A 13,022-nucleotide genomic window follows, 5' to 3' on the forward strand; every position below is an offset into this window, starting at 1 on the left:
TGTTGAAATCAGCGATAAAAATAGTGAAGAGAATATAGTGAATACACAACAATTAGCCAAATTAAGAGCAACAGTGCCCGAAATGCGTCGGGTTAAGCATATCCATTTTGTTGGCATTGGCGGTGCTGGCATGGGCGGTATTGCTGAAGTATTGGCTAACGAAGGTTATGAAATTAGTGGGTCTGATTTGTTACCTAATACGGTTACTGAGCAATTAATAGAGCTTGGGGCAAAAATTTATTTTAATCACCGACCAGAGAATGTCGCAAATGCTTGTGTCGTCGTCGTCTCTACGGCAATTGCGGCGGATAATCCAGAAATTATTGCAGCACGTGAAGCACGTATTCCAGTCATTCGACGCGCTGAAATGTTGGCAGAATTGATGCGTTTTCGTCATGGGATTGCTATCGCAGGAACTCATGGCAAAACGACTACCACTGCGATGATTGCCAGTATTTATGCACAGGCAGGGTTAGACCCGACGTTTATCAATGGTGGACTGGTGAAAGCGGCAGGTGTTCATGCACGTTTAGGTACTAGCCGCTATTTGATTGCCGAAGCTGATGAGAGTGATGCTTCTTTCTTACATTTACAACCGTTAGTTGCTGTTATAACAAATATCGAAGCAGATCACATGGAAACTTATGATGGTGATTTTGAGAAATTAAAACAGACCTTCATCAGTTTCTTACATAATCTACCATTTTACGGTCGGGTGGTATTATGTATTGATGATCCGGTGGTGCGTTCGTTGTTACCGCAAATAGGTCGTTATATTACCACTTATGGCTTTAGCGATGACGCAGATGTCCGGATTACATCTTACAAGCAACGAGGTAATCAAGGTTTCTTTACTGTAGCGCGCGAAAACAGAGCCGATTTAGCTTTCATCTTGAATGCACCAGGGCGTCATAATGCATTAAATGCGACTGCGGCCATTGCGGTAGCAACCGAAGAAGGTATTGATGATAGCGCTATCTTGACGGCGTTAAAAAAATTTCAAGGGACTGGGAGACGTTTTGATTTGTTAGGTAATTTCCCTTTAGCGGATGTTAATGGCAAAAAAGGTAGCGTTATGCTGGTGGATGATTATGGTCACCATCCAACAGAAGTTGATGCTACTATTAAAGCAGCAAAAGAAGGATGGCCAAATAAACGTATCGTGATGGTTTTTCAACCTCACAGATATACTCGCACGCGTGATTTGTATGATGATTTTGCCAATATTTTAGAGCAGGTCGATGTGTTGTTGATGCTAGATGTCTATCCGGCAGGAGAGGAACCTATCCCTGGTGCAGATAGTCGATCATTATGTCGGACAATTCGCAATCGAGGCAAATTAGATCCTATTTTTATCGCTGAGCATGACCAAATTGGCGAAACCTTAGCAAAAATTATAGAAGATAACGACCTGATACTTATACAGGGAGCTGGAAATATTGGCAAAATAGCACGTAATTTGGCTGACACAGATTTACGGCCAATGCTAACGAGTAAGGAAAAGTATCATGGCTGATAAAGTTGCCGTGCTTTTAGGCGGAAATTCAGCCGAAAGAGAAGTGTCGCTGCAATCTGGCGATGCGGTAGTAAATGGCTTACGTGACGCTGGCATAGCTGCATATCCAGTTGATATTAAAGATTTTGCTGTCATCAAATTAAAAGAGGCTGGTTATAATAAAGTTTTTATTGCCTTACATGGACGCGGTGGTGAAGATGGGACAGTACAAGGGGTTTTAGAATTTTTAGGCTTACCCTATACCGGGAGTGGGGTTTTAGCTTCATCACTTTCAATGGATAAGTTACGTACTAAACAGTTATGGGCGGGTATAGGTTTGCCGATTGCACCCTATATAGCACTGGACAAGCAACAGTTAGCCATGATGTCAGATGAAATGCTTTTTGAGTCTGTTTGTCATTTGGGTTTACCGCTTATTGTAAAACCAAGTCTTGAAGGTTCAAGCGTTGGTATGAGCAAAGTAACCACTTTGTCTGAATTAAGAATAGCGCTAGAGTTCGCTTTTCGTTATGACAAAGATGTGCTGATTGAGAAATGGCTAAATGGGCCGGAATATACCGTGGCAATTGTAGGGGAACAGGTATTGCCTTCGATTCGTATTCAACCGGTAGGCGTTTTTTATGATTATGATGCAAAATATCTCTCTAATGAGACACAATATTTCTGTCCTAGTGGGTTGAAAGCTGAAGAAGAAGAGCAATTGAATAAATTAGCGCTAGCGGCTTATAAGGCGGTTGGTTGTGCTGGTTGGGGGCGTGTTGATGTCATGAGAGATAACGATGGTGTTTTTTATTTATTAGAAATTAATACCTCACCGGGAATGACTGGCCATAGTTTGGTACCCATGGCTGCGAAACAAGCAGGAATGACTTTTTCACAGTTAGTTAAAAAGATTTTGGAATTGGCGGACTAATATGCCGCAGGCATCACTGAACGTTCGTAATAAAGAGCCTAAAGAGCGTCGGAACGATGGTGGCCGAAGTAATGGTTCTTATTTGGCAGGCATTATTTTCTTCTTAATAGTATTGGGTACTATTATAGGGAGTGGGTGGATGGTGTTAAATTGGATGAAAGATGCCAATAGATTGCCGATTTCCAAGCTGGTGATCACTGGCGAACGCCATTACACCCGTGACGATAATGTTAGAAAAGCAATATTGGCACTGGGTATGCCGGGTACATTTATGACAATTGATGTGAATGCGATCCAGAATCAAATAAAAACCATGCCGTGGATAAGACAAGTTACGGTCCGTAAGCAATGGCCTGATGAACTAAAAATTCATCTAGTAGAATATAAACCTTATGCCAAATGGAATGATACTTTTTTTATTAATGCTGAAGGAACAGTTTTTAGTTTACCAGTGTTACTAAATGTTAAAGGTAATTTCCTGATGTTATATGGTCCACAAGGCAGTCAGCAAGAAGTTTTAGAAATGTATCGTGTTATGCAACAGCAACTGGCGCCACATAATTTTAGCATTAAATCAGTATCGATGACTGCACGCCGCGCGTGGCAATTAGTTTTAGCCAATGATATTCGATTAAATATTGGTAAACAGGATATTAAAGAGCGATTGAACCGTTTTGTTGAGCTTTATCCACTATTAAAACAAGTTACAGATAAACGTATTGGATATATAGATTTGCGATATGGTAGCGGTGCAGCGGTAGGTTGGTTACCACTTTTAGCCGAATCTACTACACACTGAGTTGAAAGAGTTTGGAACTGCTGATTGATCAGATACAGGCAAATTAACGATGATTAAAACGACGGACAGAAAATTAGTAGTTGGTCTTGAAATTGGAACTTCCAAGGTTTCTGCGCTGGTTGGTGAAATTTTGCCTGATGGTATGGTAAATATTATTGGTGTCGGCAATTGTCCATCTCGAGGGATGGATAAAGGCGGCGTGAATGATTTGGAATCTGTCGTTAAATGTGTGCAGCGAGCTATTGATCAAGCTGAATTGATGGCGGATTGCCAAATATCATCGGTTTATCTGGCGCTTTCTGGCAAGCATGTTAGCTGCCAGAATGAAATAGGTATGGTACCTATTTCTGAAGATGAAGTTACTCAAGATGACGTAGATAGCGTTGTTCATACAGCTAAATCTGTCCGAGTTCGTGATGAACATAGAATTTTACACGTTATTCCACAAGAGTATGCTATTGATTATCAAGAAGGAATTAAAAATCCGGTCGGACTTTCAGGTGTACGTATGCAAACTAAGGTACATCTAATTACTTGCCATAATGATATGGCCAAAAATATTGTCAAAGCAGTTGAACGCTGTGGTTTAAAAGTAGATCAATTGATTTTTGCCGGTTTAGCGTCAAGTTATTCCGTTTTAACGGAAGATGAGCGTGAATTGGGGGTATGTGTTGTCGATATTGGCGGTGGAACCATGGATATAGCGGTTTATACTGGCGGTGCACTGCGTCATACCAAGGTTATACCCTATGCAGGGAATGTCGTGACCAGTGATATTGCCTATGCATTTGGTACCCCTCCCAGCGATGCGGAAACAATAAAAGTTCGCCATGGTTGCGCATTAGGTACTATTGTTAGTAAAGACGAAAATGTTGAGGTACCCAGTGTAGGTGGTCGGCCGCCAAGAAGTTTACAACGTCAAACATTAGCTGAAGTAATCGAGCCACGTTACACAGAGTTGCTAAACTTAGTAAATGAAGAGATTTTAAAATTGCAAGAACAATTACGCCAGCAAGGTGTTAAACATCATCTGGCGGCGGGTATTGTCTTAACAGGAGGCGGTGCTCAGATTGATGGTCTAGTCGAATGTGCCCAAAGAGTATTTCATACTCAGGTACGCATCGGTAAGCCATTAAATATAACTGGTTTAACGGACAATGCACAGGAGCCTTATTACTCCACAGCTGTTGGGCTCCTGCATTACGGCAAACAGACTCATTTTGGGAATGAAGCCGAAATGGATAAGCGTACATCAGTGAGTAGTTGGTTTCATAAAATCACTAGTTGGCTGAGAAAAGAATTTTAATTTTGTAAGAAGCAAATCTTCGCTTCTATATAAGGCACAAAACGGAGAGAGATTATGTTTGAACCAATGGAATTAACCAATGACGCGGTGATTAAAGTCATCGGCGTTGGCGGTGGCGGTGGCAATGCCGTTGAACACATGGTGCGTGAACGCATCGAAGGTGTTGAATTCTTTGCTGTTAATACGGATGCTCAGGCATTACGTAAAACAGCAGTAGGACAAACTATTCAGATCGGCAATGGTATTACAAAAGGCTTGGGAGCAGGAGCAAATCCTGAAGTTGGTCGTAATGCCGCTGAAGAAGATCGTGAAGCCTTGCGCAATGCGCTTGATGGGGCAGACATGGTCTTTATTGCTGCTGGTATGGGTGGTGGTACGGGCACCGGCGCAGCCCCAGTTGTGGCCGAAGTTGCTAAAGAGCTTGGTATCCTGACGGTAGCAGTTGTGACCAAACCTTTCAACTTTGAAGGTAAAAAACGCATGGCATTTGCTGAAACAGGGATCTCAGAGCTGTCTAAGCATGTCGATTCGTTGATTACTATTCCGAATGATAAATTATTAAAAGTGCTAGGGCGAGGTATTTCTTTGCTCGATGCATTCGGTGCTGCCAATGATGTGCTAAAAGGTGCGGTTCAAGGCATCGCTGAGCTTATCACTCGTCCAGGTTTAATGAATGTGGATTTTGCTGATGTTCGTACCGTCATGTCTGAAATGGGTTATGCCATGATGGGATCTGGCGTGGCACGAGGTGAAGATCGCGCTGAAGAAGCGGCAGAAATGGCAATTTCTAGCCCCTTATTGGAAGACATTGATTTATCGGGCGCTCGTGGTGTATTGGTTAATATTACCGCAGGTTTTGATTTACGACTGGATGAATTTGAAACAGTGGGTAATACCATTCGTGCATTTGCATCGGATAATGCAACGGTTGTTATCGGTACTTCACTAGATCCTGAAATGAATGATGAGTTACGTGTGACCGTGGTTGCCACAGGGATTGGTATGGATAAGCGGCCAGAAATCACGTTGGTTACTAACAAAACAGCCCAAAAATCATCGCTAGAGCAGCGTTATCAGCAGATGCAAGGCTCAATGCCTGGCATGACTCCGTTAACGGAAGAAAAAACGGCTGCTAAAGTGGTGAATGAACAAAATATGCCGTCAAATAAGGAGCCGGACTATCTTGATATTCCAGCTTTTTTAAGAAAACAGGCTGATTAGTTAACAATTGATTGGTTTCTCTGCTTTTTGTGCTAAAATATCTTGCTAATCCTGGAATGAGGGTTAGCAAGACAGTTAACGGAATGAGGGTTAGCAAGACAGTTAACGATGTGAGAAAAAACGATGATCAAACAAAGGACACTAAAACGTATTGTTCAAGCGACGGGCGTCGGTTTACATACCGGCAAGAAAGTCACTTTATCATTGCGTCCAGCACCGGCAAATACCGGGGTCATCTACCGCCGTACAGATTTAAATCCACCGGTTGATTTCCCGGCTGAGGCAAAATCGGTACGTGATACCATGCTATGCACCTGCTTGGTCAATGAAGATGATGTACGTATTTCAACGGTAGAACATCTGAATGCTGCATTAGCAGGGCTAGGAATTGACAATATTATCATTGAGGTAGATGCACCTGAAATCCCAATAATGGATGGAAGTGCTGCACCTTTTGTATTTTTATTGTTAGATGCAGGCATTGAAGAGTTAAACAGCGCCAAGAAATTTCTTCGTATTAAAGAAAATGTCCGAGTTACAGATGGTGATAAATGGGCTGAGTTAGCGCCTTATAACGGATTTAGCTTAGATTTCACTATCGATTTCAATCATCCTGCTATTAATAGTAGTACTCAACGTTATAAACTAGATTTTTCGGCCAAATCTTTTGTTAGAGATATTAGCCGTGCGCGTACCTTTGGCTTCATGCGTGATATTGAATACTTACAATCTAAAGGCTTATGTTTAGGCGGCAGCTTTGATTGTGCGATTGTTGTTGATGATTATCGCGTACTAAATGAAGATGGTTTGCGTTTTGAGGATGAATTTGTGCGTCATAAAACGCTAGATGCTATTGGTGATTTATTTATGTGTGGACATAATATTGTTGGTGCTTTCACCGCGTATAAATCAGGCCATGCATTGAATAATAAATTATTGCAAGCTGTTTTAGCAGCTGAATCTGCTTGGGATATGGTGACGTTCGAAGATGAATCTGAAATGCCTGTCGCATTTAAAACACCTTCGACAATAATAATCTGAGATATATTATTTTAAGCAGGATATTCTATCTATGGTACATCAGTGGATTATTCTCGCTCTTACATTACTTTCGTTGATGTTTTTTACTCAAAATTAATCTTTATTGCTAGTTGCTTTGGTACTCTCTCCGGCCAATGCAGCTAGTCGCTCTAATTTTTCCTTTAGCTTTTTTGGACTTCTTTTTGCCAGGTTACGTATTGTCTTTGCACTCTCTTTGCTTAGTTTGCTTATTATCTGTTTTGATGGTTTTATAGCTATTTGATGAATTGATAAGCAATTTTTTAAATTTTTAGATGATAATGATGGATTAATCATTATGTTGATTGAAGATAAAGATGGTAAAATAGTGTTACGTAATGTTGAAAGTAGCGTAGGAAGTTCATAGCTTAATCGTGCTTTTCGGCTAGCATTGGTAACTTCTAGAATAAGAATATGTTGACGATAATTAGCGACTCGACACCAAGCCTTTAATTCGATAGGAAGTAGGCTGATAACAGTATTATTGAGTTTAATTAATGCCTGCGCGCGCTGTTGAATGGTTTGTAAGGTATTTGAATCATGGTTGTTTTCTTTTAACAAAATATTTAAAGATTGGGGATAACTATCGCGCATTTTTTTACTCCAATTCTTATATTATATGATATTCAATGAATATATTAGATCTTTGGCGACATTTTGGTAAACGATATTTTTGGCCGCACTTGTTATTAGGTATTGTAACGGCCAGTATTGGTATACCTACAACTTTGGCAAAAGTGACTGAAAATATGTCACATACTAGCCAATTATTACCAAATTATCAGCAAAATTTAGCATTAGATCATCTACAAGCAGTCAGTAAATATCGTATTTTTTATAATTGTGGCGCAAATTATTGGCATCAGCATGCTTTACGAAATATGATCCGCCAACTGACTTTTGTTTTCTCAGCTTATGAGACACAAAAGCAATTGGCGGCCAATTTAAGCGTGCGTAAAAAATCAATTTCGCTTTATAATATGCTTGACACTCTTTACTCTATGGTTAATTTGAGTGTTTTTTATCCTAATGAGCAAAATTTTACCAATTCATTAACACAATCTTCTTATCACATTGCCTACCAAACTGCGCTATGGGTTGCTTGGGGTCAGGGTATTCGAGCCGGACCGTAACAAAAATTTCATAGACTTTTCGTTGATTCTTATAGCAACCATTGTTCAACTAAATATATTAATTATATTGGTTGAAACCAGATAATATAGGCGGATTTTAATAACAGCACCGCCTGAATTGAGAAAAAATATTTATGTTAACTAAGTTACTAACAAAAATTTTTGGTAGTCGTAATGATCGTACTTTACGTCGTTTAGATAAATTTGTTCATATTATTAATAAGTTAGAGCCTGAATTTGAAAAATTTTCCGACCAAGAGCTTAAAGCCAAAACTGATGAATTTCGGCAGCGCCTAAAATCAGGAGCAACATTAGATGATTTGATCCCTGAGGCATTTGCAACCGTTCGCGAAGCCAGTAAACGTGTATTTAATATGCGGCATTTTGATGTTCAGTTGCTAGGTGGTATGGTACTTAATGAGCGCTGTATTGCAGAGATGCGTACTGGTGAGGGCAAAACATTAACGTCAACATTACCTGCTTATTTAAATGCTTTAACGGGTAAGGGTGTCCATATTGTTACCGTAAATGACTATTTGGCTAAGCGTGACGCAGAAAATAATCGATTACTGTTCGAATTTCTTGGTATGACAGTCGGTATTAATTTACCCGGTATGCCTGCGACAATGAAGCGCGAAGCCTATGCTGCGGATATTACCTATGGGACTAACAATGAATATGGTTTTGATTATCTGCGTGACAATATGGCTTTTAGTCCAGAAGAGCGTGTGCAGCGTAAACTCCACTATGCATTAGTCGATGAGGTTGATTCTATTTTAATTGATGAAGCTCGTACTCCATTGATTATTTCAGGACCAGCGGAAGATAGTTCAGATCTATATAAAAAAGTGGATAAATTAATTCCTCATCTTAAGCAGCAAGAGAAAGAAGATTCAGATACTTTTCAAGGTGAAGGACATTTTTCTGTTGATGAAAAATCGCGTCAAGTTACCTTGACAGAACGTGGTTTGGAATTAATTGAACAATTATTAGCAAAAGCCAATTTAATGGAAGAGGGCGAATCACTTTATTCTCCGGCTAATATTATGCTTATGCACCACGTTATGGCTGCCCTACGCGCGCATGCACTTTTCAGTCGAGACGTGGATTATATTGTTAAAGACGGTCAGATTATTATTGTTGATGAACATACCGGACGTACAATGGAAGGACGTCGTTGGTCAGATGGATTGCATCAAGCCGTTGAGGCAAAAGAAGGGGTTGAAATTCAAAATGAGAATCAGACATTAGCATCAATTACCTTCCAGAATTATTTTCGGCTATACGAAAAACTCGCGGGTATGACCGGTACCGCTGATACAGAAGCTTTCGAATTTAGATCTATCTATAAATTGGATACCATTGTTATTCCAACTAATCGTCCGATGATCCGTAATGATTTACCTGATTTAGTTTATATGACTGAGGCGGACAAATTTGCTGCCATTATCGATGATATTCGTGAATGTACTAGCAGAGGCCAACCGGTATTAGTAGGTACTATTTCAATCGAAAAATCAGAGCTAATTTCTCGGGAACTTACTAAAGCTAAAATTGCGCATAATGTTTTAAATGCTAAGTTCCATGCGATGGAAGCCGATATTATTGCTGAAGCAGGGCAGGCAAGTTCAGTGACTATTGCCACTAATATGGCCGGGCGAGGTACAGATATTGTATTAGGAGGTAGTTGGCAGGCAGAAATCAATAAACTAGAGGACGCTAGTCAGGAGCAAATTGATAAAATCAAGACAGCGTGGCAAGAGCGTCATGAGGCGGTAATTGCTGCTGGTGGTTTGCATATCATTGGTACAGAACGCCATGAATCTCGTCGTATTGATAACCAATTACGCGGACGTTCTGGACGCCAGGGTGATCCCGGTTCATCCCGTTTTTATCTTTCAATGGAAGATTCTTTGATGCGTATTTTTGCCTCTGATCGAGTGGCAGGTATGATGCGTAAATTGGGTATGAAACCTGGTGAAGCAATTGAACATCCTTGGGTAACAAAAGCTATTGCGAATGCACAGCGTAAGGTTGAAAGCCGTAACTTTGATATTCGAAAACAACTTTTAGAATATGATGATGTCGCTAACGATCAACGCCGAGCTATCTATTCACAGCGCAATGATCTATTAGATGGTGGTGATGTTAGTGAAACAATTGACAGTATTCGTGAAGACGTTATAACCGCAACTATTGATGCTTATATCCCTCCCCAATCTTTGGAAGAAATGTGGGATATTGATGGTTTACAAAAGCGGTTAAGTAACGATTTTAGTTTAGAATTACCTATTCAGGAGTGGTTGGATAAAGAACCCGAATTACATGAAGAAACTTTGCGTGAACGTATTCTAGAAAAAACGATTGCAGCTTATAGAGAAAAAGAAGACATTGTTGGCAGCGAGATGATGCGTAATTTTGAGAAGGGCATCATGCTACAAACTCTTGATACATTATGGAAAGAGCATTTGGCTGCAATGGATTATTTGCGCCAGGGTATTCATTTACGAGGCTACGCCCAAAGAGATCCAAAACAGGAATATAAGCGCGAATCTTTTGGTATGTTTGCAAATATGTTAGAAACTTTGAAATATGAAGTAATTAGTACATTAAGCAAAGTGGAAGTTCGATTACCAGAGGAAGTCACTGTACTTGATCAGCAAAGACGAGAAGAGGCAGAACGTCTTATGAAAAAGCAGCGGCTTAGCCATGAAATTGAAAATGAATCATTGATGTCAAAAACGGAAGCTCAAATGGCGGCCCAAGGCCATAAAATTGGTCGAAATGAACCTTGTCCATGTGGCTCAGGTAAAAAATATAAGCATTGCCATGGTAGCTTAGGTTAAAGCGAATTGGCTAAAACAATTAAAAATAAGAGCGGAGAATATATCCGCTTTTTTACTGTACAACTAAAAAATAATTAAATTATTTTATGAAAAAAAAACAATTACACATTGCTGTTGGTATTATTAGAAATGCACAACAAGAAATTTTTATTACCCAACGGGCAGCTAATTCCCATATGGGGGGTTTTTGGGAATTTCCTGGTGGTAAATTAGAAGTTGGCGAAACACCGGTAGAAGCATTGTTTCGTGAGCTTAAAGAAGAAATTGGGATAGATGTTATTAACAGTCAATTGTTGCAGGTTGTTGAACATGAATTGCCAGATCGTAGAATAACGTTGCATTTTTTTCTTGTGGAACAATGGGATTGCCAGCCGTATGGAAAAGAAGGCCAATCTTCACGTTGGCTTTTACAAAAATCACTGGTAGCTGAAGAATTTCCACCTGCGAACCGAGTAATTGTTGATATGTTAATCAATAATGTGATTTGAGTTGCTATCCGACAAATAAGTTAAAATAAATAAGTTTGTTATATTATTGTATTTAAGAGTTATGTAATGATGTAGATAAGATCATAGTGTTTTTGATTTTAAATTTATTTTTTAATGTTAGGATCATCGGAGGTTTCATTCCAATCATCTATTTCAGAAATATTTTGTTGGCTTGAAATCCTTTTTTCTTCACCAGCCCATTCACCAAGATCGATTAATCGACAACGTTTACTGCAAAAGGGGCGATAAAGGCTACTCTCTTGCCAAATAACAATTTTATGGCAAGTTGGACATTTTACCGTGAACTTATCTGGCATAATGACTCCTAACAACAGGCTAATTTAAATGGTAATTCATCAGGTACAATACCATTTTCGCTGTCTTCATGTAAGAAGCGGATAGCAAAACGTGTTTTATGCCCAGAAATCTGAGGATATAAGGATAGATTTATCGGTAATTTTATTCGGATAAGATCCGCATTTTCTACGCTGCCTTGATAGAAACCATTATAGCTTTTTTGATTAGTAAATGTATTAGACTTGCGGATCAAATTTAATAGCATATTTAAAGCAGAACGTAATGGAAGGATGCCATCAATCCAAAAGTTAATTCTAGTCTCAATTTCTTTTTTATGAGTATTTAACCATAAATGTAAGGCCGGTAAATCAAAGCTACAACAACCTCCAGGTATACTTAAACGCTGGCGAGCAATACTAATAACTTTATCTTGCCGTAAGTGCTGACCAATGCGTGGTGCTTCTCTTAATAGTGTGAGATTTTCTTGGAGTTCTTTTAGAAGATTTTTAATCAATGTTTTATCTGCGTGGGGATCACTGCACCATTGATTAAGTTTATTTTTTTGTTTATCTAATTCTTTGATAATGTCTGCACGTATATCGCTGCGATCTAATACTTCGATTAATTCAGAAACTGCACGAAAAAAAGCTAACCCAGTAGCTAATGAGTTGATGTTCTTTAAGTCAATAAGTTGCTGAAGTAAACACTCCATGCGTAGCCAAGAGCGCATTTTCTCATTTAATGGATGTTCATAAATAATAGTAGAAATAGTATTACTCATTATGTGTTTCCTGACAAGCATTCATAGCTAATTGCAAATATTTCTGATGTAATTTCGCTATAGTTTCATCAAGTGTTAAGTTGTTATCGTAATTGATAATTATATCATCAGCTTTTTGTAAGCGCCTTGTTCGGCTAACTTGGTTAGATAAAATATTTTTTGCTTCTTGCTGACTAATACCGTCACGTTTAATTATTCGAGCAATTTGTTCTTCAGGTGTTACGTCAATGACTAGCACGCGATTGGCAAGGTGTGCTAGATTATTTTCAATTAATAACGGGACAACCCAAATTACATAAGGGGAGTCAAGTAAAGTTAGCTGGCGTTGTGTTTCTTGATGTATTAATGGATGAAGCAAATCATTTAACCAATTTTTTTCTACTGGATCACTAAATATTTTTTTTCTTAATTTAGCACGATTTAAAGAGCCATCGTTATTGAGAATAGTCGAACCGAAATGTTGTTTTATCATATTAAGGGCATAAGTATTAGGCATAACAATTTGTCTTGAAATAATATCTGCATCAATAATTGGTACTCCTAAGGATGCAAATTTATCTGAAACGGTGCTTTTTCCACTTCCGATCCCGCCTGTCAGAGCAACAATATAGCTCATGCATCCTCTCTTTCAATAAATATAAATTAAAGACTCCAAACAAAGGC

The 13,022-nt window shown here is 39.1% G+C and carries 13 protein-coding genes; 9 read left to right on the forward strand and 4 right to left on the reverse strand.

Features of this window, described 5'->3' with window-relative positions:
- The first annotated feature begins 7 nt into the window (after positions 1-7).
- The 6 genes from murC (at position 8) to lpxC (ending at position 6,796) form a co-directional block, all read left to right on the forward strand.
- Complete coding sequence (gene murC, locus G468_RS0102555; protein ID WP_026821769.1) at positions 8-1,516, forward strand: UDP-N-acetylmuramate--L-alanine ligase; 1,509 nt, start codon at positions 8-10, stop codon at positions 1,514-1,516.
- Positions 1,509-2,429 carry a D-alanine--D-alanine ligase gene (locus tag G468_RS0102560; RefSeq protein ID WP_026821770.1) on the forward strand — a complete coding sequence of 307 codons (921 nt, stop codon included), beginning with the start codon at positions 1,509-1,511 and terminating at the stop codon, positions 2,427-2,429. The genes murC and G468_RS0102560 overlap by 8 nt, the downstream gene beginning before the upstream one ends.
- A gap of 1 nt (position 2,430) precedes the next feature.
- On the forward strand, positions 2,431-3,228 hold the full coding sequence (ftsQ, locus tag G468_RS0102565) for a cell division protein FtsQ (protein WP_026821771.1): 798 nt from the start codon (positions 2,431-2,433) through the stop codon (positions 3,226-3,228).
- 49 nt (positions 3,229-3,277) lie between these two features.
- On the forward strand, positions 3,278-4,534 hold the full coding sequence (gene ftsA / locus G468_RS0102570) for a cell division protein FtsA (protein ID WP_026821772.1): 1,257 nt from the start codon (positions 3,278-3,280) through the stop codon (positions 4,532-4,534).
- A 54-nt stretch (positions 4,535-4,588) separates the two neighbouring features.
- Positions 4,589-5,755, forward strand: a complete 1,167-nt coding sequence (ftsZ, locus tag G468_RS0102575) for a cell division protein FtsZ (protein ID WP_026821773.1) — start codon at positions 4,589-4,591, stop codon at positions 5,753-5,755.
- A gap of 123 nt (positions 5,756-5,878) precedes the next feature.
- Positions 5,879-6,796, forward strand: a complete 918-nt coding sequence (lpxC, locus tag G468_RS0102580; protein WP_026821774.1) for a UDP-3-O-acyl-N-acetylglucosamine deacetylase — start codon at positions 5,879-5,881, stop codon at positions 6,794-6,796.
- A 93-nt stretch (positions 6,797-6,889) separates the two neighbouring features.
- Here lpxC and G468_RS0102585 read toward each other — a convergent pair whose 3' ends face one another.
- Positions 6,890-7,408 (reverse strand): DUF721 domain-containing protein, encoded by a 519-nt coding sequence (locus G468_RS0102585; RefSeq protein WP_026821775.1) that lies wholly within the window; start codon positions 7,406-7,408, stop codon positions 6,890-6,892.
- Between the two features lie 35 nt (positions 7,409-7,443).
- Between G468_RS0102585 and secM the strand changes: the two genes are divergently transcribed.
- The 3 genes from secM (at position 7,444) to mutT (ending at position 11,281) form a co-directional block, all read left to right on the forward strand.
- Positions 7,444-7,947, forward strand: coding sequence for a secA translation cis-regulator SecM (gene secM, locus G468_RS0102590; protein WP_026821776.1), 504 nt, complete (start codon positions 7,444-7,446; stop codon positions 7,945-7,947).
- A gap of 134 nt (positions 7,948-8,081) precedes the next feature.
- Positions 8,082-10,793, forward strand: a complete 2,712-nt coding sequence (secA, locus tag G468_RS0102595) for a preprotein translocase subunit SecA (RefSeq protein WP_026821777.1) — start codon at positions 8,082-8,084, stop codon at positions 10,791-10,793.
- An 86-nt stretch (positions 10,794-10,879) separates the two neighbouring features.
- Entirely contained in the window at positions 10,880-11,281 is a 402-nt protein-coding gene (gene mutT, locus G468_RS0102600) for an 8-oxo-dGTP diphosphatase MutT (RefSeq protein WP_026821778.1), read from the forward strand.
- A gap of 104 nt (positions 11,282-11,385) precedes the next feature.
- On the opposite strand, the gene yacG is transcribed toward mutT, so the two are convergent.
- From yacG to coaE, 3 genes are read right to left on the reverse strand one after another with little or no spacing between them, the layout of a single operon-like run.
- Positions 11,386-11,598, reverse strand: a complete 213-nt coding sequence (gene yacG / locus G468_RS0102605) for a DNA gyrase inhibitor YacG (protein ID WP_026821779.1) — start codon at positions 11,596-11,598, stop codon at positions 11,386-11,388.
- Positions 11,599-11,606: 8 nt separating this feature from the next.
- Entirely contained in the window at positions 11,607-12,359 is a 753-nt protein-coding gene (zapD, locus tag G468_RS0102610; RefSeq protein WP_026821780.1) for a cell division protein ZapD, read from the reverse strand.
- Positions 12,352-12,975: a dephospho-CoA kinase gene (gene coaE, locus G468_RS0102615; RefSeq protein ID WP_026821781.1), complete on the reverse strand. Its 624-nt coding sequence runs from the start codon at positions 12,973-12,975 to the stop codon at positions 12,352-12,354. The genes zapD and coaE overlap by 8 nt, the downstream gene beginning before the upstream one ends.
- Positions 12,976-13,022: the final 47 nt, after the last annotated feature.

The organism is Arsenophonus nasoniae DSM 15247, assembly GCF_000429565.1.
Classification (GTDB): Bacteria; Pseudomonadota; Gammaproteobacteria; order Enterobacterales; family Enterobacteriaceae; genus Arsenophonus; species Arsenophonus nasoniae.

What these genes read in the sequence shown, in the direction of transcription:
- G468_RS0102560 (WP_026821770.1), top strand. Translation starts at nt 1,509, where the DNA reads ATGGCTGATAAAGTTGCCGTGCTTTTAGGCGGAAATTCAGCCGAAAGA.
- ftsQ (WP_026821771.1), top strand. Translation starts at nt 2,431, where the DNA reads ATGCCGCAGGCATCACTGAACGTTCGTAATAAAGAGCCTAAAGAGCGT.
- ftsA (WP_026821772.1), top strand. Translation starts at nt 3,278, where the DNA reads ATGATTAAAACGACGGACAGAAAATTAGTAGTTGGTCTTGAAATTGGA.
- ftsZ (WP_026821773.1), top strand. Translation starts at nt 4,589, where the DNA reads ATGTTTGAACCAATGGAATTAACCAATGACGCGGTGATTAAAGTCATC.
- lpxC (WP_026821774.1), top strand. Translation starts at nt 5,879, where the DNA reads ATGATCAAACAAAGGACACTAAAACGTATTGTTCAAGCGACGGGCGTC.
- G468_RS0102585 (WP_026821775.1), bottom strand. Translation starts at nt 7,408, where the DNA reads ATGCGCGATAGTTATCCCCAATCTTTAAATATTTTGTTAAAAGAAAAC.
- secM (WP_026821776.1), top strand. Translation starts at nt 7,444, where the DNA reads ATGAATATATTAGATCTTTGGCGACATTTTGGTAAACGATATTTTTGG.
- secA (WP_026821777.1), top strand. Translation starts at nt 8,082, where the DNA reads ATGTTAACTAAGTTACTAACAAAAATTTTTGGTAGTCGTAATGATCGT.
- mutT (WP_026821778.1), top strand. Translation starts at nt 10,880, where the DNA reads ATGAAAAAAAAACAATTACACATTGCTGTTGGTATTATTAGAAATGCA.
- yacG (WP_026821779.1), bottom strand. Translation starts at nt 11,598, where the DNA reads ATGCCAGATAAGTTCACGGTAAAATGTCCAACTTGCCATAAAATTGTT.
- zapD (WP_026821780.1), bottom strand. Translation starts at nt 12,359, where the DNA reads ATGAGTAATACTATTTCTACTATTATTTATGAACATCCATTAAATGAG.
- coaE (WP_026821781.1), bottom strand. Translation starts at nt 12,975, where the DNA reads ATGAGCTATATTGTTGCTCTGACAGGCGGGATCGGAAGTGGAAAAAGC.